This window comes from Streptomyces sp. NPDC020958, from assembly GCF_055562175.1.
This window is the reverse complement of record NZ_JBVHFU010000003.1, coordinates 535,834-557,403: the sequence shown is the minus strand read 5'-3', so window position 1 is coordinate 557,403 and position 21,570 is coordinate 535,834. Positions and strand designations below refer to the sequence as shown.

The 21,570-nt window shown below is 73.7% G+C and carries 18 protein-coding genes; 8 read left to right on the top strand and 10 right to left on the bottom strand.

The window, feature by feature from the left end; translation table 11 throughout:
- Positions 1 to 18: 18 nt before the first annotated feature.
- Positions 19 to 1,596: an IucA/IucC family protein gene (locus ACZ3KP_RS12735; RefSeq protein WP_467498856.1), complete on the bottom strand. Its 1,578-nt coding sequence runs from the start codon at positions 1,594 to 1,596 to the stop codon at positions 19 to 21.
- Positions 1,597 to 2,006: 410 nt separating this feature from the next.
- Here ACZ3KP_RS12735 and ACZ3KP_RS12730 point away from each other — a divergent pair, with 410 nt between their 5' ends.
- Positions 2,007 to 2,726 carry a response regulator transcription factor gene (locus ACZ3KP_RS12730; RefSeq protein WP_467498854.1) on the top strand — a complete coding sequence of 240 codons (720 nt, stop codon included), beginning with the start codon at positions 2,007 to 2,009 and terminating at the stop codon, positions 2,724 to 2,726.
- Positions 2,723 to 4,177, top strand: a complete 1,455-nt coding sequence (locus ACZ3KP_RS12725) for a sensor histidine kinase (RefSeq protein ID WP_467498852.1) — start codon at positions 2,723 to 2,725, stop codon at positions 4,175 to 4,177. The genes ACZ3KP_RS12730 and ACZ3KP_RS12725 overlap by 4 nt, the downstream gene beginning before the upstream one ends.
- 328 nt (positions 4,178 to 4,505) lie before the next feature.
- On the opposite strand, the gene ACZ3KP_RS12720 is transcribed toward ACZ3KP_RS12725, so the two are convergent.
- Together ACZ3KP_RS12720 and ACZ3KP_RS12715 are read right to left on the bottom strand one after the other, a co-directional pair.
- Positions 4,506 to 5,024, bottom strand: a complete 519-nt coding sequence (locus ACZ3KP_RS12720; RefSeq protein ID WP_467498850.1) for a DUF2231 domain-containing protein — start codon at positions 5,022 to 5,024, stop codon at positions 4,506 to 4,508.
- A gap of 92 nt (positions 5,025 to 5,116) precedes the next feature.
- Entirely contained in the window at positions 5,117 to 5,737 is a 621-nt protein-coding gene (locus tag ACZ3KP_RS12715) for a CBS domain-containing protein (protein WP_467499262.1), read from the bottom strand.
- Between the two features lie 178 nt (positions 5,738 to 5,915).
- Here ACZ3KP_RS12715 and ACZ3KP_RS12710 point away from each other — a divergent pair, with 178 nt between their 5' ends.
- Positions 5,916 to 6,932, top strand: coding sequence for an Acg family FMN-binding oxidoreductase (locus ACZ3KP_RS12710; RefSeq protein WP_467498848.1), 1,017 nt, complete (start codon positions 5,916 to 5,918; stop codon positions 6,930 to 6,932).
- Positions 6,929 to 7,390, top strand: a complete 462-nt coding sequence (locus ACZ3KP_RS12705; protein WP_467498846.1) for a CBS domain-containing protein — start codon at positions 6,929 to 6,931, stop codon at positions 7,388 to 7,390. Before ACZ3KP_RS12710 ends, ACZ3KP_RS12705 begins: the two co-directional genes overlap by 4 nt.
- A gap of 80 nt (positions 7,391 to 7,470) precedes the next feature.
- On the opposite strand, the gene ACZ3KP_RS12700 is transcribed toward ACZ3KP_RS12705, so the two are convergent.
- Both ACZ3KP_RS12700 and ACZ3KP_RS12695 read right to left on the bottom strand, forming a co-directional pair.
- A complete protein-coding gene (locus ACZ3KP_RS12700) occupies positions 7,471 to 9,885 on the bottom strand; it encodes a glycoside hydrolase family 65 protein (protein ID WP_467498844.1) in 2,415 nt (804 codons plus the stop codon).
- 29 nt (positions 9,886 to 9,914) lie between these two features.
- Positions 9,915 to 10,766, bottom strand: coding sequence for a universal stress protein (locus ACZ3KP_RS12695; protein ID WP_467499260.1), 852 nt, complete (start codon positions 10,764 to 10,766; stop codon positions 9,915 to 9,917).
- 184 nt (positions 10,767 to 10,950) lie between these two features.
- On the opposite strand from ACZ3KP_RS12695, the gene ACZ3KP_RS12690 reads away from it, so the two are divergent.
- From ACZ3KP_RS12690 to ACZ3KP_RS12675, 4 genes are all read left to right on the top strand, one after another.
- Positions 10,951 to 11,616, top strand: a complete 666-nt coding sequence (locus tag ACZ3KP_RS12690) for a CBS domain-containing protein (protein ID WP_467498842.1) — start codon at positions 10,951 to 10,953, stop codon at positions 11,614 to 11,616.
- Positions 11,617 to 11,627: 11 nt separating this feature from the next.
- Positions 11,628 to 12,326 carry a CBS domain-containing protein gene (locus tag ACZ3KP_RS12685; RefSeq protein ID WP_467498840.1) on the top strand — a complete coding sequence of 233 codons (699 nt, stop codon included), beginning with the start codon at positions 11,628 to 11,630 and terminating at the stop codon, positions 12,324 to 12,326.
- A gap of 79 nt (positions 12,327 to 12,405) precedes the next feature.
- Entirely contained in the window at positions 12,406 to 13,107 is a 702-nt protein-coding gene (locus ACZ3KP_RS12680) for a response regulator transcription factor (RefSeq protein WP_358976550.1), read from the top strand.
- Between the two features lie 190 nt (positions 13,108 to 13,297).
- The gene (locus tag ACZ3KP_RS12675; protein ID WP_467499258.1) at positions 13,298 to 15,220 is read left to right on the top strand and encodes a PAS domain S-box protein; all 1,923 of its coding nucleotides are present in this window, start codon (positions 13,298 to 13,300) and stop codon (positions 15,218 to 15,220) included.
- 22 nt (positions 15,221 to 15,242) lie between these two features.
- Here ACZ3KP_RS12675 and ACZ3KP_RS12670 read toward each other — a convergent pair whose 3' ends face one another.
- From ACZ3KP_RS12670 to iolC, 5 genes are read right to left on the bottom strand one after another with little or no spacing between them, the layout of a single operon-like run.
- Complete coding sequence (locus ACZ3KP_RS12670; RefSeq protein WP_467498838.1) at positions 15,243 to 16,745, bottom strand: CoA-acylating methylmalonate-semialdehyde dehydrogenase; 1,503 nt, start codon at positions 16,743 to 16,745, stop codon at positions 15,243 to 15,245.
- Positions 16,746 to 16,774: 29 nt separating this feature from the next.
- Positions 16,775 to 18,652 (bottom strand): 3D-(3,5/4)-trihydroxycyclohexane-1,2-dione acylhydrolase (decyclizing), encoded by a 1,878-nt coding sequence (gene iolD, locus ACZ3KP_RS12665; protein WP_467498836.1) that lies wholly within the window; start codon positions 18,650 to 18,652, stop codon positions 16,775 to 16,777.
- Positions 18,649 to 19,536, bottom strand: a complete 888-nt coding sequence (gene iolB, locus ACZ3KP_RS12660) for a 5-deoxy-glucuronate isomerase (RefSeq protein WP_467498834.1) — start codon at positions 19,534 to 19,536, stop codon at positions 18,649 to 18,651. Before iolB ends, iolD begins: the two co-directional genes overlap by 4 nt.
- Entirely contained in the window at positions 19,533 to 20,402 is an 870-nt protein-coding gene (locus tag ACZ3KP_RS12655) for a Cgl0159 family (beta/alpha)8-fold protein (protein ID WP_467499256.1), read from the bottom strand. The genes iolB and ACZ3KP_RS12655 overlap by 4 nt, the downstream gene beginning before the upstream one ends.
- Positions 20,395 to 21,348, bottom strand: a complete 954-nt coding sequence (gene iolC / locus ACZ3KP_RS12650) for a 5-dehydro-2-deoxygluconokinase (RefSeq protein WP_467499254.1) — start codon at positions 21,346 to 21,348, stop codon at positions 20,395 to 20,397. The genes ACZ3KP_RS12655 and iolC overlap by 8 nt, the downstream gene beginning before the upstream one ends.
- Positions 21,349 to 21,570: the final 222 nt, after the last annotated feature.

Below are 21,570 nucleotides of genomic sequence, written 5' to 3'. Positions count from 1 at the left end.
AGCGGTCGGTGTCGGAGGTCAACGGCACAGCGCCAGGGGGTTGGGTACGGACGTCCATTGCGCGGCGCCCGGGTTGGCGGACAGGCGCATGGCGACGGTCGCCTTCAGCGGCATCGTGTCCCCGAAGAACGCCGCCGCGTCCTCCTGGTCCGGCAGGTCGGCGAAGACACGGCGGCCGGCCTCGGCGACCGTGCCCCACAGCGCCCGCGGCTCAGCCGCCCGGGTCCGGCCGAGGACGTCGACCAGCTCACTGAAGACGCCGCTGACCAGGCCGCCGAAGAGCTTGGTGCGCAGCGCGCCGATGTCGTCGCCGGCGCGGCTGCCGAGCAGCGGCGGCAGCGTGAAACCGCACCGGGCCAGGCGGCGCGGGCTGACCCGGACGCCGTCCAGGTCCCGGTACAGCACCCGCACCGGCCGTCCGTCCCGCAGGACGACCAGGGTGTTCTGGCCGTGTGCCTCGAGGGCCACCCCCATGGACAGCAGCGTCAGGGCCGGCGGCAGGACGAGACCGGCGAGGTCCGCCAGCCAGCGCACCGGGTCCCCCGACACCACGACGGCTCCGGTCGCGTGCACGGCTGTGAGCGGCACGGCGATCTCACCGGCGTCGAGGTGGCACTCGGTCGATTCGCGGATCATGGCCGTCAGGCTCGCGGACGGCTGCCCGTCCACGCGCACCGAGCCGCCGCCCAGCTCCCGCAGGACGCGCAGGCCGTCGCCGTGTCCGGCCTTGTCGAGGGCGGCCGCGACCAGCTCGGACAGCGGGGGCCCGTCGGCGACCTCGGCCGCGGAGATGGTGCGCCGGTAGTTGGTGACCTGGACGTCGAGCGCGGTCTTGACGTGGCAGCCGGGCAGGGCGCCGCCCACCGGTGCGAGGGTGCGCAGCGACAGCAACGGGCGGGCCGGGAGCGTCTCCTCGACGACTGCCAGGTCCCGGTGGTGCCGGAGCACGTGGTCGCGCTGCCAGGGGTGCACCGGCAGCAGGCGGGCGTCGCCGTCGCGCAGGGTCGCCGGCCAGTCGCCGGCGCCCTGCCAGCGGTCGGCCGGGACCCGGAGCAGCGCCAGCCGGACGACCGGGTGGTGTTCGGGCGCGTAGGCGAGCACGTCGGCGACGGACATGCCGGTGCGGGTCCGGCAGCAGGGGTGCTGCGGGTGGCCGTCGACGACCGCCTGCTCGGCCTCCGCCGAGTCGGCCGGAGCGGCCTTCCGGCCCGCGTTCGCGGCTCTGGCGAGGGCCAGGTTGACGACGCTGTTGTCGAGTTCGGCCGCCAGCCGCTGCGCCGCGGCGGTCCGCAGGCCCAGCTGTGCCAGCAGCCGGACCGGGTCGCCGATCGGTCCCTGCGGCCCCGACACGGCGAAGTCGGGCGGTACGTCGGCGAACGGCCGCGCCGCCGCCTCGGGCGCCGAGAGCGAACCGCCCCGTCGCAGGTGGACCACCAGGGATCCGGACGCACGGCGACGCGTGGCCACACCGGGCAGGGGTTCTCGTGCGAAGGCGCCCCACAGGCGGGACAGCACGGTGGCGCGTGCTCCCGGGAGCGCGGTCGCGAAGGGCTCCACCAGGTCCGGGCGGACGCGGCGCAGTTCGTCGATGGGCATGCGGTGTCCCTGGTTCTCGCGGTGGCGGGTGGTCCGGTGGTGCTCCGGTGGCACCGACCGCCCGGCCGACGCTACGGGAAGACGATCAAGGGAACTGCCAGAGCGAAGACAGCGAGAGGCTCGCGGACCCCCCTGAAACAGCGTTTCTCCCGGCGCGGTTCCGGCCGGACCGGCCGCACAGGACGCCGGGCCCCGCGAGCTGACTTTGGATCAGCATCCGCGCGTGACCTGGGAGACCGGGGGCGGGCGTCCGGCGTCTTAACTCTCGGCTTACGCCACGCTGGCCGGGCCCTTGATGTCGTCAGAAAACCGCGCCCCACCGCATGAGCCGGTCGTGGAAGATCACTGACTCGGGGGAGCTTGCGGCGTTTGCGCCACGCGCCGGGGCCGGCGTCTGTGAGCCTTTCGGCATGCGTGTCTTGCTGATCGAGGACGACGAGCGGGTGGCCGGGCCGCTGGCGGAGGGGCTGCACCGGTTCGGGTTCACCGTGGACCACGCCCGGACGGGGGCCGAGGGCCTCGCCGCGCCGGAGGCGGCGATGGTGCTGCTGGACCTGGGGCTGCCCGACATGGACGGCATCGACGTCTGCCGGGCGCTACGGTCCCGCTCGGCCGTGCCGATCATCATGATCACGGCCAGGGACGACGAGGTGGACCGGGTGCTCGGCCTCGAACTGGGTGCGGACGACTACGTCTCCAAGCCGTTCGGAGTGCGGGAGCTCGTCGCCAGGATCCGTGCCGTCACCCGCCGTGCCCGCCCGGCCCTCGCCGACCCCCCGGGTGGCTCGGCGCGGCCCGCCGACGGCCCTGATCGTCCCGGGACGCCCGGCGTCCAGCGGATCGGCCCGCTGACCATCGACTGCCGCACCCGGCAGGTACGCCTGCACCGGTCGTCCATCGCCCTCGCGCCCAAGGAGTTCGACCTGCTCGCCTGCCTGGCGGAGGACCCCGGCGCCGTCTGCTCCCGCCGGCAGATCCTCGACACGGTCTGGGAGCCGAACTTCTTCGGCCCCACCAAGACCCTGGACGTCCACATCGCCGCGCTGCGCCGCAAACTCGGCGACGCGTCCTGGATCGAGAACATCCGCGGAATCGGCTTCCGCCTCGTCCCCCCGGCAGAGATCCGGTGACCCGTCGCCTCCTGCTCAGCCACCTGAGCCTGATACTGCTCGTCCTGCTCGCACTCGAAGTGCCCTTCGGCGTCTTCTACGCCCGCAGCGAGCTGGCCCGCTTCTCCCGCACGGCGGAGCAGGGGGCGATGACGCTCGCCGAGGTGTGCGAGGACAAGATGGAGCACGGGCTGACGGCGGACCTGCCCGACCTCGCCCGCGCGTACGGGCGGCGGACCGGCGCCACCGTGCTCGTCGCCGACCGCCGGGGCCTCGTCCTCACCGACACCGCTGCCCACGCCCCGGTCGGCACGGACCTGTCCGCGGAGCCGGACATCTCCACGGCGCTGCGCGACCGCCCCGCCGTGGGCACGCGCCGGGACCCGTCCGCGGACGGTGGACTCCTCTTCGTCACCGTGCCGGGCGGCTCCGCCCCCACCGTGGCCTGTGTGGTGCGAACGGAGTACGCGCTGGGCCCGGTCAAGGACAGGGTGCGCACCACCTGGCTGGTCCTCGCCGCCGTCGGTCTCTCCGTCCTCGCCGCGGCCTCGCTGATCGGCTTCGCTCTCGCGCGTTCGATCACCCGCCCCGTGCAGGCCCTGGAACGCGCCACCGCGCAGCTCGCCGAGGGCCGGATCACCGATCCGCCGGCCACCGGCCACGGGCCACCGGAACTGCGCAGGCTCACCGCGTCGTTCACCCGGACCGCGACCCGGCTCCAGCACCTGCTCCAGGCTCAGCAGGCGTTCGCCTCCGACGTGTCGCACCAGCTGAAGACACCCCTGACCTCGCTCCGCCTGCGTCTGGAGAACTTCGAGCCGCACCTCGCCCCCTGCGCCCAGGACAGCCTCGACCAGGCGCTCGGGGAGCTGGAGCGGCTCAGCCGCATGGTGCAGGGGCTGCTGGCGCTGGCCCGGCTGGAGAACACGGAGATCCGGGCGGAACCCGCCGATCTGAACGCCGTCGTCTCCGGCCGCGCGGACATCTGGACGGCCTTCGCCGACGAACAGCAGGTCGACATCCGGGTGACCGGAGGCACGTCCGTGCCGGTGCTGGCGGTCCCCGGCGCACTGGAACAGATCATCGACAACCTGCTCTCCAACGCGCTCCGGGTGTCCGCACCGGGGACCGCCGTCACGCTGGCCGTCGTGGCCGCCCCCGCACGGGGAGCCCGTACCCCGGCCATGGCCGAGCTGCACGTGATCGACCAGGGTCCCGGCATGACCGAGGCCGAACGGCACCGGGCCTTCGACCGCTTCTGGCGTGCTCCGCACGCCGACCACGACGGGACCGGCCTCGGCCTGCCCCTGGTACGGCACCTCACCCGCGCGGGAGGGGGCGAGGTCACCCTGGAGGCGGCCCCCGGCGGTGGACTCGACGCCGTGGTCCGCCTCAGGCACGCCGCATGCCACGACCCGTGCCCCGTGCCGGTCGCGCACCCCGGGCATCCCGACCCGAGACTGTGCCCCTGACCGACCTCGCGACCGGTCGAGGGATCGTCCCGTCGGGGACACCGGGGCCGCGGTCGACGCCACACGCCTCGGTGCGCGCTGCGGGACTCGTCCACCCGGTCGGCGGCCCACAGGAGCACGAGCTCGCGCATGGACCCTTGTGCGGCTCACGGAACTCCAGCGCCTCTACGACTCCCACACCATCAGCGACACCACCCGCCGCAGGTTGCAGCGGTGGCTCGACCTGGAGGAGGCGCGGCTGTCGGACACGTAGCAGCCCGCCGGTGCGCACACCGTGCCCGGCGGGCGCCCCGTGCTGAGCTGCCCCGCCGCTACGGGCGGGGACCCGTCAGTGTTCCGTGCCGCCGTTCGAGGCGGACTGGGTGAAGCTGTCGTGCCAGGCCGCCTTCGCGCCCGAGTCGCCGATGCGGTAGACGTCCACCACGGCGCCCGCCGCCACCACCAGCGACAGGACCACCGCGGCCACCCGCAGGGGCGTGCCGGACCAGACGGAGGCGCCCGCCGCATCCGGGCCGGACGCCGCGGCCGACGACCGGCCGGCCCACCAGACCAGGGCCGCCAGCAGGAACAGGCCCAGGGCCCAGGGAAGCAGCCCGTCCCCGAGCTCGGCGTGCCGGCGCACCAGGGGGTCGTCGTCGACGTGGCGCTCCAGCCATTCACCGGCCTGCGTGGTGAGCGGCACCCCGATCAGCGTGACCAGCGCGAGCAGCGGCAGCACCACGCCCATGCGGCGGGCCGCCCGCGGCGAGACCGCCGCAGCCACGAGCGCCAACGCGGTCAGGGGGACGAGGACCACGACGAGGTGCACGAGCAGGACGTGGGCGGGCAGGCCGTTTATCAGGGTCATGAACAGGTCCTTGGGGGGAGTCGGTGAGGGGGTCGGTGGGACGCCTGGTGCGAAGGCGCGCCAGCGTTGCACAGAAACCTCTCAGTCACCTCTCAAGGGCGCCGTCGTCCGGTCAGGGCGCAGTGCACGTCGACGACGCCCGGTACGGACCGGGCCAGCAGGGTGGCCAGCGGGACGAGCACCGTGTCCTCGACGCGTCCGGTGAGCGTGACGACCCCGTCGCACACCTCGACGGCCACGGGTGCCGGGAAGGTGCCGAAGAGATGGCCGACCACCTGGCGGCGTACCTCCGCGGCGATGTCCTCGTCGTCGCGCAGGAAGACCTTCAGCAGGTCGGAGCGGCTGACGATGCCCACGAGCGCCCCGTCGTGACCGACCACCGGCAGCCGCTTCACCCCGCGGCGGGCCATCAGCCGGGCGGCGTGGGCGAGGGACGCCCCGGGCAGCACGGTGACGGCCGGGGCGGTCATCAGCTCACCGGCGGTCACCGCATCCGCCTTGCGGGCCTCGGCCAGGTGCCGCAGGTGCTCCCGGGGGTTCTCCGCGCCCTCCCGGTACACCTCCTTGGGCAGCAGGTCCGCCTCCGAGACGACCCCGGTGACGCGCCCGTCGCCGTCCAGCACGGGAAGGGCGCTGACGTGCCACTCCCCCATGGTCCTCACGATGTCCTTGAAGGTCGCGCCCGTGCGCAGGGCGACGACGGTGCGGGTCATCACGTCGCTCACGGTCGGCTCGGTGGGGTCGGTCGGCTTGGCGTCCACGTCTTCAGACTGCGCCGGCGGAACCGGGCACGGCTTGGGCCGACCGGCCCCTCGCCGGGTTCGTGCGGCCCATGCCCGCCAGGGTGGCGACCGGCCACGCTGGGAGCGAGGCCCGGCGAAGGGAGTCATCGTGACCGCTCAGCACATGGACGCGAACACGCTGACCGCACTCGTGGCCGACGCCACCACGGCGCCGTCGCTGCACAACGCCCAGCCGTGGAGCTTCCGTTACCTGGCCGCCGACGGCGTCCTGCGCCTGTACGCCGATCCCTCGCGCGCGCTGCCGCGCACCGACCCGGACGCCCGTGGCCTGCACATGGGGTGCGGTGCCGCGCTGTTCAACCTGCGGGTGTCCGCCTGCGCGGCCGGGTGGGCCCCGGTGGTACGGCTGCTGCCGGATCCTGCGGACCCCACGCTGCTCGCCGGGGTGTCCCTGGACGCCACCGCACCGCCCGACCCGGCGCTCGCCGCCCTGTACCCGGCGCTCCCCCGGCGCCATTCCAGCCGTCGTCCCTTCAGCGAGCGGCCGATACCGGCCGGCCTGCGGGAGCGGCTGTGCGAGGCGGCGGACGCCGAGGGTGCGCAGCTGGTCTTCCCCGGCACCTGGCACGTGGAGGAACTGCTGGAACTGGTGCAGGACGCCGAGGGCCGGGAAGCGGTCGACCCCGCCCTGCGCGCCGAAACGGCCCGCTGGGTCCGGTCCGGCCCCGCCGGCGCCGCCCCCGCGCCGGACGGCATCCCCGTCGAGGCGATCGGCCCCAGCCGGTACGGTCCCGCGACGCCGGTGCGGGACTTCGCCGCCGGGCACGCGGTGCCGGGACGCGGCTGGGCGGTGTTCGAGCGCAATCCCCAGCTCGCGCTGCTGGGTACCGGCCGGGACGGGCCGATTGACTGGCTGCGGGCGGGGCAGGCGCTGGAGCGGGTCCTGCTCACGGCCACGGCCGACGGGCTGGTCGCCTCCATGGTGTCCCAGACCCTGGAGTGGCCCGAGCTGCGACGGGTGACCCGCGACCCTGGTTCCGGCATGGCCCATGTGCAGATGGTGATCCGGCTCGGCTACGGCCCCCTCGGCCACCCCAGCCCCCGGCGTCCGGTGGCCGAGGTGCTCGACGTCGTCCCGCCCCCACCACCAGGAGGTGGCGTATGAAGGTGTCCGAGGCGATGACCGCCCCGCCGGTGACGGTGCCCCCTGACGTGGGACTGGCGGAGGCGGCCCGGCGGATGGCGGACGCCTCCGTCGGATCGGTGCTGGTCGTCGACGACGAGGGGGTGCTGCTCGGCATCGTCACCGACCGCGACGTCGCGGTGCGCGGACTGGGCGGCGGCCTCGACCGGGACGCGCGGGTGGACGCGGTCATGTCGGCCCGGGTGGTCACCGTCGACGCGGGCGACGACCTCCAGACCGCCTACCGTGCCTTCCGCCGCACCGGGGTGCGTCGGCTGCCGGTCCTGGAGCTGGGCCGGGCGGTGGGCGTGCTGACCGTGGACGACCTGTTCCTCGACGTCTTCCGCGGACTGGCCGACCTGCTGGGCCCGGTCGCCCGGACCGTGCTGCAAGAGCCGTCAGGACCCGGCACGACGGCCAACGGCCCCGGGGGACTGTGACCCCGCGGGGTCCCTCTCGGCGCCGACGGCACGCGGCGCGGGTCTCGGCCGCCCGCGAGCAGAGGCAAGGCGCGCGGGTCTCAGCCGTCGGCGAGACCGGTCGGCCCGTGCGGACCGTGCGGGGGGTGGTCGGCGGGGGGCGGGAGGACGAGGACGCAGGTCTCCCCCGGTTCGACGCACACCGTGCGGTCCGGCAGCCGGATGTCGATCGGCGACTCGTCGGACGCCGGCACGGTCACCTCCAGACGCCCGCGCCGCAGCCGCAGCCGTACGCCCCAATGCCCCCGGTAGCGGAGGGACATGCCGTACGACGACAGTTCCGGCAGCGGCACCGGGTCGGCCCAGAGCGCTCCCTCCCGGGTCTCCAGCCCGGTCAGCCCGCGCTGGACGAGGTCGAGGGTGCCGGCCATGGCGCCCAGGTGGATGCCCTCACCGGTGGTGCCGCCCTGGACGTCGGCGATGTCGCCGCGCAGCGCCTCCTGGACGAACGCCCAGGCGTCGGCACGCCGGTCGCGGGCCAGGACCCAGCCGTGCACCAGACCGCTGAGGGTCGAGCCGTGGGTGGTGCGGCACAGGTAGTGGTCGACCGTGCGGGTCCAGGTCCCCTCGTCGAGTTCATGACCCAACCGGGCGAACAGGGCCCGGAGTTCGGCGGGCGAGAAGAGATATCCGAGCATCAGCACGTCGGCCTGTTTGGAGGCCTTGTAGCGGTTGACGGTGTCCCCCTCGGCCTCCAGGATGCGGTCCAGCCTGCGGATGTCCCCGTACCGTCCGCGGTAGCCGTCCCAGTCGAGTTCGGCGAGACCGCCGTAGCCCTCGAACTGGCTGACGACACCGTCGTGGAAGGGCACGTGAAGGGTGCGTGACACCTCCTGCCAGCGGTGCAGCTCGGCGTCGTCCAGGCCGGTGCGCGCGGTGAGTTCACGGCGGCGCGGTTCGGGCAGGATGTCCAGCAGTTCCAGGGTGCGGGTGAGGACCCAGGCGGCGGTGACATTGGTGTACGCGTTGTCGTCGAGGCCGGGCCGGGGGGCGCCGGGGTAGGCGTCGTGGTACTCGTCGGGGCCGACCACACCGCGGATGCGGTGCCGTCCGAGGTGGTCGTCCCAGGTGGCCGAGTCCGCCCAGAACCGGGCGATCTCCAGGAGCATCTCGGCGCCCTTGGTGTGCCGGAACTCGGTGTCGCCGCTCGCCTCGCAGTACCGCCAGACGTTGTAGGCCACCGCCGAGCCGACGTGCCGCTGGAGGCGCGAGTGGTCCGGCAGCCAGCGTCCCGACCGCGGGTTGAGGTGCAGTGCCTGGGACTCCTCGCGGCCGTCGGTGGCGCTCTGCCACGGGTACATCGCGCCGCGCCGGCCGATCGCGCGGGCGGCGGCGCGGGCGCGTTCCAGGCGCCGGTAGCGGTAGTGGAGCAGGGCGCGGGAGACCTCGGGGAAGTGCAGGTCGAGGAAGGGCAGGACGAACAGTTCGTCCCAGAAGACATGACCGCGGTACGCCTCGCCGTGCAGACCCCTGGCCGGGACGCCGACGTCCAGGTCGGCGGTGTGCGGGGAGAGCGTCTGCAGCACGTGGAAGAGGTGCAGCCGCAGGATCTCGCCGGCCCGGCCGGGGACGTCCAGGGCGGTCCGGCGCCACAGCTGGTCCCAGGCCCGCCGGTGCGTCCGCAGCAGCGCGTCGAATCCGGGCGCGTCGCCGACCCTGTCGACGGCGGCCGCCACGGGGTCGGCGATCGCGGGGTCGCGGGAGGTGTGCACGGCGACGGTCTTGTCCACGGTGCGGGTACGGCCGGGCGTCAGCGGCAGCCGCAGCCGCTGTACGGCTCCGCGGGGGCCGTCGCCCTCCGGGACCGGGGCGCCCGGGCCGAGGCGGGCGGCCATGCCGATCCGGATGTCCGAGGTACGGGTACGGCAGCGCAGCCACACCGTGTCCGGGGCGGGGGTACCGGTGCGCACGCGGACCAGGTGACGGCCGTCCAGCTCGCGGTAGCGGGCCACCCCGGCGTTGCGGACGTCCGCGTCGAGCGCCGCCTCCACCTCCAGGTCACCGGTGAAGCCCTCGGCGGTGAACTCGGTGCGCAGCGCCGCCAGATGCGGGTCCCCCATGTGCACCAGCCGCTGCTGGCGCACGTCCAGCACCCGTCCGGCGCCGAGCCCGTAGCGGGTCCGCCGCTCCAGTACCCCGTCGGTCAGGCGCAGCACCTGCCGGTGCTCCAGCACCGGCTCGGTGTCCGGGGTCAGCCAGTGGCCGCCCGGCAGCCGGAACCGCAGCGGCAGCCAGTTCGGGAGGTTCACCAGGTCCTCGTTCTCGACCCGGTGCCCCGCGACCCGCGAGGCGAGCCGGTCGTAGCAGCCGGCCACGTAGGTGCCGGGGTAGTGCACCTCGTCCGCCGTGCACTCCGGCAGGGCGCCCCGGGTGGCGAAGTAGCCGTTCCCGAGCGTGCACAGCGACTCCCTGAGCCGCTCGTCGGCGGGTGCGTAACCGTCGTACTCCCATCTCACCTCGGTGCTCCCCTCACCACCGGCGGCGATCACACGGTGTGCGGTACGACGGCCACCGGGCACGCCGCCTGGTGCAGCACGGTGTGGACCACCCGGCCGAGCTGCAGGCCGTGGTGGCCGTGCCGGCGGCGGGCGCCCAGGACGACGAGGTCGGCGGCGGCCGAGCGGTGGACCAGGATCCGGTGGGCGGGCCCCTCGACCGTCACGGCGCGTACCCGCACGTCCGGGTACTCGGCCGCCGGTTCGCGCAGCAGCGCGTCGAGCAGCGCAGAGGCCCGCGCCTCGGTCTCCCGGGCGGGTGCCTCGGACGTGCCGGGCCGGCGCCAGGCGCGGATCACGTCCAGGACGCAGCCGCGCACCGCCGCCTCCCGGAAGGCGAAGCGCGCGGCCGCGCCGCCGGAGGCCGGGTCGGCGGCGCCGAGCAGGATCCGCTCGTGGGTGCCCGCCAGGCCGGCCGCGTCCCCGCGGACCACGGTCACCGGGCAGTGCGCCCGGCCCGCGACCGCCAGGCCGACGGAGCCGAGGAGCAGTCCCGTCAGCTCACCGCGGCCCCGTGACCCGGTGACGACCAGGGAGGCGTTGTTGCCCTCGTGCAGCAGGGCGTCCACCGCGTCCTCCGGGAGGATGTCGGTGGTGACCTTCACGTCCGGGGCGCGCCGGGCCGCGCGGTCCGCCGCGGAGGCGACGATGTGCTCGGCCAGCACGCGTTCGGACGGGCGCTCGGTACCCACCTCGGGGAGGCCGCCCTCGTAGCGCTCCCACAGGGACCCGTACACCAGCCGCAGCGGGACGTCGTGGCGGGCGGCCTCGTCCGCCGCCCAGTCGACCGCCTGCAGGCTGCCGTCGGACCCGTCGACGCCCACGACCAGGGGAAGCGTCATCGTCGTCATCGGCCCCACCGCCATTTCTCGGACTGCCGCCTCGCGCGGCAGGTGCATCCCCTCTCACCATCGCACCGGCGGCCGGCCGGCAGGAGGGGCCACCCGGCCCCCTCGGCCGCCCCGCTCAGCCCTGGTGCCCGGGCCGGACCGGGCCCACGCTGGGAGGAGATCCGAGGAGGCAACCATGCACGGCAGCCCGCACACCATCGGCGATGTGATGACCCGCAGTGCCGTCGCCGTCGGCCGTGACGCCCCGTTCAAGGACGTCGTCTCGTTGATGGACCAGTGGAAGGTCAGCGCGGTGCCCGTGCTGGAGGGCGACGGCAGGGTGATCGGCGTCGTGTCCGAGGCCGATCTGCTGTTCAAGGAGGAGTTCCGGGACAGCGATCCGGACCGGTTCGTGCAGCGGGAGCGGCTCGCCGACCTGACCAAGGCCGGCGGGGTGACCGCCGGTGAGCTGATGAGCGCGCCCGCGGTGACCGTGCACGCCGACGCCACCCTGGCCGAGGCCGCGCGCATCATGGCCAGGCGCGGCGTCAAGCGGCTGCCCGTGGTGGACGGCGTGGGCATGCTGGAGGGCATCGTCAGCCGGGCCGACCTGCTCAAGGTCTTCCTGCGGGAGGACGAGGAACTCACCGAGGAGGTGCGCCAGGAGGTCGTCGACCGGCTGTTCCCCCTCTCCGCCGACCACATCCGGGTCGAGGTCGACGAAGGAGTGGTCACCCTGTCCGGGTGGACCGACGGGACGGATCTGGCGCCGGTCGCCGAACGCCTGACCCGCGCCGTGGAGGGCGTGGTCGACGTGCGCTGCCGGCTGGCCCCCGCCTCCGTCAGGAACGACAACGGCTGAGGAGTGGCCCCATGCACGGCACGCCGCACATCGTCAGCGACGTCATGACGACGACCGTCGTCAGCGTCGGACGCGAGGCCTCCTTCAAGGAACTCGTCCAGCTGATGCGGGACTGGCGGGTCAGCGCCCTGCCCGTGGTCGAGGGCGAGGGCCGGGTCGTCGGCGTCGTCTCCGAGGCGGACCTGCTGCCCACGGAGGAGCTCCGGGACGGCGACCCCGACCGGTGTGCCCGGCCGCGCCGCGCCGACGCGCCGGCCGGGCCCGGTGCCCTCACGGCGGGTGAGCTGATGACCTCGCCCGCGCTCACCGTCCCGGCGAACGCCACGCTGGCGCAGGCCGCGCGCGTCATGGCACGGGCGAAGGTGAAGCGCCTGCCGGTGACCGACGGGGTGGGGGTCCTGCAGGGCGTGGTGAGCCGGGCCGACCTGCTGAAGGTCTTCCTGCGCGACGACGAGGAGATCGCCGAGGAGGTCCGCCGCGAGATCGTGTCGTACCTCTTCCCCGCCCCCGACTCGGTGCTGCGCGTGGACGTCCACGACGGGGTCGTGACGCTCGCGGGCCGGATCCGGGACACGTCCCTGGTGCCCGTGGGGGCTCGCCTGGTCAGGGCCGTCGAGGGCGTGGTGGACGTGGAGTTCGACCTGTCCCCGGAGCCGGTGGCCGCCGCGTCGGCCGGCCGGGAACGCACGGGTGGGGCCGGACGGCCCTAGTGCGTCCCGCCGCGCGGCGCGATGATCCTGCTGGGCAGCCCGCGGCCGGCCGGGTGGCCGCCGAGGACGAGAGGTCGTCATGACGGAGTCACGCACCTTCACGGAACAGGATCCGATCCGGGTGTTCCTGCTGGACGACCACGAGGTCGTGCGGCGTGGCATCACCGACCTCCTCGACGCGGAGCCGGACATCTCGGTCGTCGGCGACGCCGGTACGGCCCAGCACGCCCTCGCCCGGGGCCCGGCGCTGCGTCCGCACGTGGCCGTCCTCGACGTCCGCCTGCCCGACGGCGACGGCATCACGGTCTGCCGGGAGCTGCGCGACCGGATGCCCGGCCTGGCCTGCCTGATGCTGACGTCGTTCGACGACGAGGAGGCCCTGCTCGACGCGATCATGGCCGGGGCGTCCGGCTACGTCCTCAAGCAGATCAAGGGCTCCGACCTGGTCTCCGCGGTCCGCACGGTCGCCTCCGGGCAGTCGATGCTGGACCCCGCGACCACGGCCCGCCTGATGCGCTCCCTGCGCGCCGACCCCGCCGAGGCGCCCTCCGTGCCCGCGGAACTGGCGAGCCTGTCGCCCCGCGAGCGCGACATCCTGGCCCTGATCGGCGACGGCCTCACCAACCGCGAGATCGGCAAGAGGCTCTACCTGTCCGAGAAGACCGTCAAGAACCACATCTCCCGGCTGCTCGCCAAGCTGGGCGTACAGCGCCGGGTGCAGGCCGCGGTCCTCGCCTCCCACCTGGAGCAGCCGGCCACCGGCGGCCACCCGGCCAGGTGACACGGCGCCCATCCCGCGCACAAGACGGCCAACAGTGCGCCGTACCAGACAGGATCGGCCGGTCACGGCCAGTAAACGACTTCTCCCCGCCCGCGCGTGCCGCACGCGCTGAGATGACCGCAGCAACCGGCGGGAAAGGGGTGGGGCGGACATGGCCGGCTCCCTCGAGGACGAACGTGCGCGTGTGAGGATCACGACGGAGGCCGAGCGCTGCGGATGCGGCCGTGCCACGGCACCCGGGCAGGGGACCGGCGCCGCGGAGGAACGCTTCCGCGGTCTGCTGGAGGCCGCGCCGGACGCGATGGTCATCGTCGACGGCTCGGGCATCATCAAGCTCGTCAACGCGCAGACCGAGGCGCTCTTCGGCTACCGGCGCGAGGAGCTCCTCGAACGTCCGGTCGAGTTGCTGATACCGACCCGCTTCCACAGCCAGCACACCCGGCACCGGGGCGGCTACTCGGCCAACCGCCAGGTCCGGCCGATGGGCGCCGGCCTGGAGCTGCACGGGCTGCGCAAGGACGGCACCGAGTTCCCGGTGGAGATCAGCCTCAGCCCGATGGAGACGGAGGACGGGCTGCTGGTGTCGGCCGCCGTGCGCGACGTCAGCGACCGCAAGGCGGCCGAGGCCCGGATCAACGAGCTGGCGGCGCTCGTGGAGTCCTCCCAGGACGCGATCCTCGCCAAGACCCTCGACGGGTACATCACGTACTGGAACGCGGCGGCGCAGGACCTCTACGGCTACACCGCCGAGGAGGCCATCGGACGGCACGTGTCGATGCTCGCCCCGTCCGAACTGCGGGGGGACATCCGCGCCCTGCTGGCCCGGCTGCGGGGGGGCGAGAAGGTCGAGCACTTCGAGACGCTGCGCGTGACCCGTTCGGGCAGGCTGCTCGACGTGGACGTCACCCTGTGGCCGACGCGGGACACCCGCGGCCGGGTCGTCGGCGCCTGTGCCATCGTGCGGGACATCAGCGACCGCAAGCGCGCCGAGGCCGAGCTGACCGCCCTGTACGAGCAGCAGCGGCACATCGCCCTCACGCTGCAGCGCAGCCTGATGGGCACGCCGCCGGCGCTGCCCGGCCTGGCCACCGCCAGCCGCTACCGGCCCGCCACCCAGGGCGCCGGGGTGGGCGGCGACTGGTTCGACCTGATACCGCTGGGCGCCGACCGGGTGGGCGTGCTGATCGGGGACGTCATGGGCCGCGGGCTGGAGGCCGCCGCCGTCATGGGCCAGTTGCGCTCGGCGGCGCACGCGCTGGCGAAGACCGGGATGGAGCCCCGGCTGCTGATGCAGGCCCTGGACTCCTGCGTGGCCGACCTGGACGTCCCCGACCAGCTCGTCACCTGCTGCTATCTGGTCATCGCCCCCGACTCCGGGACCGTCACCGTGTGTTCGGCCGGTCATCTGCCGACGCTCGTCGCGGGCGCCGCCGACGGCGCGGTCGGCATCCTCGACTCACCCGTGAACGCCCCGCTGGGGGTGGGCGGCATCCTCTACGAGCAGTCCTGCTCGGCCGTCCCGCCCGGGGCGACCCTCGTCCTGTACACCGACGGGCTGATCGAGACCCCGGGCAGCGACATCGAGGTCCGGGTCGCCGAACTCACCGTCGTGCTGGAGAAGTTCTTCGCCGGCACGCCGAGCCTGGAGACCGCCGCCGACCATGTGCTGGCGAGTCTGCTGCCCGACGCGGAGAGCCACAACGACGACGTCACCCTGCTGCTGGCCCAGCTCCCGGCCGGGCCGCTGGCCGTTCTGAGCACCGATCTGCCGGCCTGCCCGTCCTCGGTGCCGGAGGGGCGGGCGTTCCTGCACCGGGCGCTCACCGCCTGGGACTGCGTCGCGGGCGCGGACGACGCGCTGCTGCTGCTGTCGGAGACCCTCACCAACGCCGTCCAGCACGGCGAGGGCCCGATCGGCCTGCACCTGCACCGCACCACCACCGACCTCACCGTCGAGATCAGCGACCGCAGCCCGCAGCTGCCCCGGCCGCGCCTGGCCGCCGAGGACGAGGAGTCCGGCCGGGGCCTGCTCCTCGTCCGTACGCTCGCCGCCGACTGGGGGGTGCGGGCCACGGACGAGGGGAAGACCACCTGGTTCACCCTGCGGCTGTGAGACGCCGGTGGAGGGTCCCGGGTCAGTGGGAGGTCGGGAAGTTGAACCCGGCGGTGTCCTGGTGCCTCGGTTCCGGCCAGCGGCTCGTGACGACCTTGGGCCGGGTGTAGAAGCGGACGCCCTCCGGGCCGTGGATCGGGGAGTCGCCGATGAGGGAGTCCTTCCAGCCGCCGAAGGAGTAGTAGGACATCGGGACCGGGACCGGCACGTTGATGCCGATCATGCCGACCTTGATCTTCCGCTGGAAGCGGCGGGCGGCCTCTCCGGAGCCGGTGAACAGCGCGGTCCCGTTGCCGTACGGGTTGGCGTTGATCAGGTCGATGGCCTGGTCGAGGGAGTCGGCACGGACGACCGCGAGGACCGGGCCGAAGAGCTCCTCCTTGTAGGCGTCCATCTCGGTGGTGACGTGGTCCAGGAGGGAGGGGCCGGTGAAGAAGCCGTCGGCGTACGCGGGATCGTCGAGCTTCAGGCCGCGGCCGTCCACGACGACGGTGGCGCCCTGCGTCGCGGCGACCCCGACCGCGTTCTCGACACGCTCCTGGGCCGCCTTGGTGACCAGCGGGCCCATCTCGGTGCCGGGCGCGTCGCCGGGGCCGACCTTCACCTCGTTCGCCTTGCGGGTGAGGATCTCCACCAGCCGGTCGGCCGCGTCACCGACGGCGACGGCCACCGACACCGCCATGCAGCGCTCACCGGCGGAGCCGTAGGCGCCGGCCGTGATGTGGTCGGCGGCGAACTCCAGGTCGGCGTCGGGCAGCACGACGGCGTGGTTCTTGGCACCGCCCAGGGCCTGCACCCGCTTGCCGTGCGCGGTGGCCTGCTCGTGGACGTACTTGGCGATCGGGGTGGAGCCGACGAAGGAGACGGCCTCGATGCCGGGGTGGGCGAGGATCGCGTCCACCGCGTCCTTGCCGCCGTGCACGACGTTGAAGACGCCGTCGGGCAGACCGGCCTTCTGGTACAGCCGGGCGACGAAGTTGGCGGCGGAGGGGTCGCGCTCGGACGGCTTGAGGAGGAACGTGTTGCCGGTGGCGATGGCGACCGGGTGCATCCACAGCGGCACCATCGCCGGGAAGTTGAACGGCGTGATGCCCGCGACGACACCGAGCGGCTGGCGGAAGTTGTGCACGTCCACGCCGCGGGAGACCTGGTCGGAGAACGAGCCCTTCAGCACGTCGCCCAGGCCGCAGACGTACTCGACGACCTCACGGCCGCGGGTGATCTCGCCGCGGGCGTCGTCGACGGTCTTGCCGTGCTCGGCGGAGATGATCCGGGCCAGTTCCTCCTCGTGCTCGACGAGCAGCTGGCGGAAGGTGAACATCACCTGGACGCGCTGGGAGAGGGAGGAGTCCTGCCAGGTCTCGAACGCGGTGGCGGCGGCCCGGACGGCGGCGTCGACGTCGGCGCCGCCGCCGAGGACGACCCGGGCCTGCTCGGCGCCGGTCGCCGGGTTGAACACGGGCTGAGTGGCGGTGGCGGCGCCCTGGGTGAGGGCGCCGTCGATCCAGTGCTGGATGGTGGTCACGGTGCGGGTTTCCTTTGCGGGGGCGGGAGTTACAGGTAGTGCCGCTGGGCGCGCTTGTGGTCCAGGTAGGTGGCGTGGGCTGCCCGGGTGGAGTCGAGGGCGGAGGTCTCGCCGACCGGGACGTCCCACCAGGCGTGGCCGGGCGGGTTGGGCCCGTACAGGTCGGTCTCCACGTGCACGACGGTGGTGCGGGTGGCGGCCTTCGCCTTCTCCATCGCGGAGCGGAACTCCTCGACGGAGCCGGCGCTCAGGACGTCCGCGCCCAGGGAGGCGGCGTTCGCGGCGAGGTCGACGGGGAGCACGTCGCCGTCGAGCCGGCCGGAACCGGCGTCGCGGTAGCGGTACTTGGTGCCGAAGCGCTGTGAGCCGAGGGACTCGGAGAGGGCGCCGATGGACGCGAAGCCGTGGTTCTGGACGAGGACGACGATGACCTTCAGGCCTTCGGAGACCATGGTGACGATCTCCTGGGCCATCATCAGGTACGAGCCGTCACCGACCAGGACGACGACCTCCCGCGACGGGTCGGCCATCTTGGCGCCGACGCCCGCGGCGACCTCGTATCCCATGCAGGAGTACGCGTACTCGACGTGGTAGGCCTTCGGGTCCCGGGCGCGCCACAGCTGCTGCAGGTCGCCCGGCATGGAGCCGGCCGCGTTGATGACCACCGCGCGGTCGTCCAGGACGTCGTTCAGCGCGCCGAGGATCTCGGTCTGCGCGGGCAGCGGGCCGTGCCCGACGTGGAAGCAGGCGTCCTCGATCTCCCGGGTGCGGGTGATGAGTTCACGGGTACGGCGCCGGTACTCCGGGGCGACCTCCCAGCCGTCCAGGGCTCCGGCCAGCGCCTGGATGCCGAGGCGGGCGTCCGCGACCAGCGGCTCGGCGGAGTGCTTGACGGCGTCCAGGCGGGCCACGTTGAGGTTGACGAACGCGACCTCCGGGTTGCCGAACACGGTGTGGCTGGCCGTGGTGAAGTCCGAGTACCGGGTGCCGATGCCGAGCACGACGTCGGCCTCGCGAGCCAGCTCGTTCGCCGCGTACGAACCGGTGGAGCCGGTGCCGCCGACCGCGCAGGGGTGGTCCCAGGCCACCGCGCCCTTGCCCGCGTGGGTGTCGGCGACCGGGATGCCGGTGGCCTCGGCGAAGGCCCGCAGCGCGGTCTCGGCACCGGAGTACACGGCACCGCCACCGGCGACGATCAGCGGCTTGCGCGCGCCCCGCAGCAGCCGGACGGCGCGCTCGACCGCGGCGGGCTCCGGGACGGGGCGGCCCACGTGCCACACCCGGCGCCGGAAGAAGTCGACCGGCCAGTCGTACGCCTCGGCCTGTACGTCCTGGGGCAGCGCGAGGGTGACGGCACCGGTCTCGACGGGGTCGGTCAGCACGCGCATGGCCGCCAGCGCGGCCGGGATCAGCTGCTCGGGCCGGGAGACGCGGTCGAAGTACTTGGACACCGAACGGAAGGCGTCGTTGACGGTGACGTCACCGCCGCGGGTGTCCTCCAGCTGCTGCAGGACCGGGTCGGCGGCGCGGGTGGCGAACATGTCCGAGGGCAGCAGCAGGACCGGCAGGCGGTTCGTCGTCGCCAGCGCCGCGCCCGTGATCATGTTGGTCGAGCCGGGACCGGTCGAGGCCGTGCAGGCGAAGGTGGCCAGCCGGTCCCGCATCTTGGCGTAGGCGACGGAGGCGTGGACCATGCCCTGTTCGTTGCGGGCGAGGTAGTAGGGCAGGTCGGCCTCGCCGGTGGTCGCGGCCTGGAGCAGGGCCTGCCCGATGCCGGCCACGTTGCCGTGCCCGAAGATGCCCCACACCCCGGGGACCAGCCGCTGTTCCTGGCCGTCGCGCTCGCTGTACTGGGCGGCCAGGAAGCGGACCAGCGCCTGGGCGGTGGTCAGTCGTACGGTGTTCATCGGTCCTCTCCGAAGGGCAGCCGGTCGTCCACGTCCTGGGTGTCCCAGGTCCCGCGCACCCAGCCGTGGGCCGGGTCGTCGCAGATCAGCCAGGCGCGGTCCTGGCCGGGACCCGCCATGACGTTGAGGTAGTAGAGGTCGTAGCCGGGCGCGGCGATCGAGGGGCCGTGCCAGCCGTGCGGGATCAGCACCGTGTCACCGGAGCGGATCTCGGCGAGCACGTCGATCGGCCGGTCCGGGGTGCCGTACACCCTCTGGTAGCCGAAGCCGCTCTCGCCGGCGACCTCGAAGTAGTAGATCTCCTCCAGCTGCGACTCGACCGCGGTGCCGTCCGCGTCCGTGCGGGCCTCGTCGTGCTTGTGCGGCGGGTACGAGGACCAGTTGCCGCCGGGTGTGAGCACCTCGCACACCAGCAGCTGCTCGGCGTCGAAGGTGCCGGGCAGGCAGTAGTTGTTGACCTGGCGTGAGCAGGCCCCGGCGCCGCGCAGTTCCACGGGGACGTCCTCCCTGCGCCCGTAGCGGGCCGGGTGACCTCCCCGCTCGGTACGGGCGGAGGGCAGCGCGAACCGGCCACCGGAGGCGCTGGCGATCACGGCCTCCGCCTGCCGGGGCAGGTAGGCGAAGTCGGTGGCCGAGTCGAACACGCCCGTGCGCCCGGCGAGTTCGAAGGTGCCGCCGTCCGTGGTGACGGTGCACGAGCCCGCCAGCGGCAGCACCAGGAACTCCGAGTCCCGGGTGGACAGGGCGTGCGACTGGCCCGGCCCGAGGGTCAGGATCCGCAGGCCGGAGTGTTCCCAGCCCGCCGACTCCGGCGTGACCAGGAGGTCGTAGGGGCCTTCGGCGGCGGTGCCGGCCGGCAGGTGGTGGGTACCGGTGTCGCTCACAGCAGGCTCACCGCCTTGTCGACGGCGCCGGCCACGTCGCCGCCCGCCGGGTAGAGCAGGGAGCGGCCGACGACCAGGCCCTGCGCGGTCGGCTGCCGCAGCGCCCTCCCCCAGGAGGCGAACGCCGCCTCGGCGTCCCGCACTTCGCCGCCGAGCAGCAGCGCGGGCAGGGTGGAGGCGGCCAGGACGCGCTCCATGTCGTCGACCACGGGGAGCTTCAGCCAGGTGTAGGCGGTGCGCCGGCCCAGTCCCGAGGCGATGGTGACCGAGGTGATCACGGCGTCGGTCGACAGGTCGTTGCGGATCCGCCCGTCCTGCCAGGTGGAGAGGAACGGCTCGACCATGGCGATGAGGTGCCGGTCGTTGAGCTCGTTGACCGCGCGGGCGGTGTTCTCCAGGACCGACGGGGTGGCCGGGTCGTCCAGCGCGATACGGGTCAGGGTCTTGCCGCCGTCGAAGCCCATCGCGGCGATGGTCTCGGCGTCGTACCCGGTGAACCGGTCGTCGATCTCGAAGACCGAACCCGCGAGCCCGGCGCGGTTCATCGAACCGAAGACGGACTTGCCGTCGAGGACGCCGAGCAGGAGCAGGTCCTCCAGGATGTCCGCGGTGCCGAGGACGCCGGTGACGCCCGGACGTTCCAGGGCGACGCACAGCCGGTCGAGGAGTTCGAAGCGGTCGGCCATGGCGTGGGGGTCGGCGCCCACCCCGTTCGCGCCGCGGGCCGGGTGGTCGGCGGCGATGATCATCGCCTTGCCGTGCTCGCCCAGCAGCGAGGTCGCCTTCACGCGGCGGGCGGCTGCCGTCGCGACCGCACCGGGGTCGTTGACCCGGGCGTGCACGATCCGGTTCAGGTTCTCAGGCAGCACGGGTCACCTCGTCGAGTTCGGCCTCGACCTCGGCCTCGGTCGGCATCGCGTCGGAGCAGGACAGCCGGCCGGCCACGATGGCCCCGGCCGCGTTCGCGAAGGACACCGTGCGCCGGGTGTCCCAGCCGGACAGCAGCCCGTGGCAGAGCGCGCCGCCGAAGGCGTCACCGGCACCCAGGCCGTTGACCACGTCCACCGGCACCGGCGGGATCTCGCTGGCGGTCCCGTCCCGGTCGACGGCCAGCACGCCCTTGGGGCCCTGCTTCACCACGGCCAGCTCGACACCGGCGGCCAGCAGCGCCCGCGCGGCGGCGTACGGTTCCCGCTCACCGGTGGCGACCTCGCACTCGTCGATGTTGCCGACCGCGACGGTCGCGTGCCGGAGCGCCTGCCGGTAGGACGACCGTGCCTCGGCCGGGTCGGCCCAGAACATCGGCCGCCAGTCCAGGTCGAACACCGTCGTGCCCGCCTTCGCCCGGTGCTCCAGCGCCGCCAGCGTCGCCGCGCGGCTCGGCTCCTCGCTCAGCCCGGTCCCCGTCATCCAGAACACGGTGGCCTCGCGCACCGCCGCCAGATCCAGCTCGTCCGGCCGGATGTCCAGGTCGGGAGCCTTCGGCAGGCGGTAGAAGTAGAGCGGGAAGTCGTCCGGCGGGAAGATCTCGCAGAACGTCACGGGGGTCGGCGCGATGTCCGACACCCCGACGAAGCGGGCGTCCACGCCGTAGCCGCTGAGGGCCGTGCGGACGAAGTCGCCGAACGGGTCCCGGCCGGTCTTCGTGATGACCGCCGCGGAACGGCCGTAGCGGGCGGCCGCCACCGCCACGTTCGTCGGGCTGCCGCCCAGGTACTTGCCGAACGAGGTGACCTCCGCCAGCCCCACCCCGGTCTGGAGCGGATACACGTCCACCCCCACGCGGCCCATGGTCAGCACTTCGAACGGCATCACGCAGGTGTCCCTTCACTCCGGAGCTGGCCCCTGCACGATGACTCATGTGCGAATGTCATGTCAATAGGTCAGGGTGGGCGGGCCGAGGGCGGGACGTGCCGGGCGTCGTAGTACCGCGGTACGACCCCGGGGCCCCCGTTCAGCCCCCGGTACCACCGGATCGGGGTGATCGCGGACTTAGCGTGGCGGAGAGGCGTCGGATGGGACGGGCGCCGAGTC

Coding starts and splice junctions, on each gene's coding strand:
- ACZ3KP_RS12735 (WP_467498856.1), bottom strand. CDS start 1,596: ATGCCCATCGACGAACTGCGCCGCGTCCGCCCGGACCTGGTGGAGCCC.
- ACZ3KP_RS12730 (WP_467498854.1), top strand. CDS start 2,007: ATGCGTGTCTTGCTGATCGAGGACGACGAGCGGGTGGCCGGGCCGCTG.
- ACZ3KP_RS12720 (WP_467498850.1), bottom strand. CDS start 5,024: ATGACCCTGATAAACGGCCTGCCCGCCCACGTCCTGCTCGTGCACCTC.
- ACZ3KP_RS12715 (WP_467499262.1), bottom strand. CDS start 5,737: ATGACCCGCACCGTCGTCGCCCTGCGCACGGGCGCGACCTTCAAGGAC.
- ACZ3KP_RS12705 (WP_467498846.1), top strand. CDS start 6,929: ATGAAGGTGTCCGAGGCGATGACCGCCCCGCCGGTGACGGTGCCCCCT.
- ACZ3KP_RS12695 (WP_467499260.1), bottom strand. CDS start 10,766: ATGACGCTTCCCCTGGTCGTGGGCGTCGACGGGTCCGACGGCAGCCTG.
- ACZ3KP_RS12690 (WP_467498842.1), top strand. CDS start 10,951: ATGCACGGCAGCCCGCACACCATCGGCGATGTGATGACCCGCAGTGCC.
- ACZ3KP_RS12685 (WP_467498840.1), top strand. CDS start 11,628: ATGCACGGCACGCCGCACATCGTCAGCGACGTCATGACGACGACCGTC.
- ACZ3KP_RS12680 (WP_358976550.1), top strand. CDS start 12,406: ATGACGGAGTCACGCACCTTCACGGAACAGGATCCGATCCGGGTGTTC.
- iolD (WP_467498836.1), bottom strand. CDS start 18,652: ATGAACACCGTACGACTGACCACCGCCCAGGCGCTGGTCCGCTTCCTG.
- iolC (WP_467499254.1), bottom strand. CDS start 21,348: ATGCCGTTCGAAGTGCTGACCATGGGCCGCGTGGGGGTGGACGTGTAT.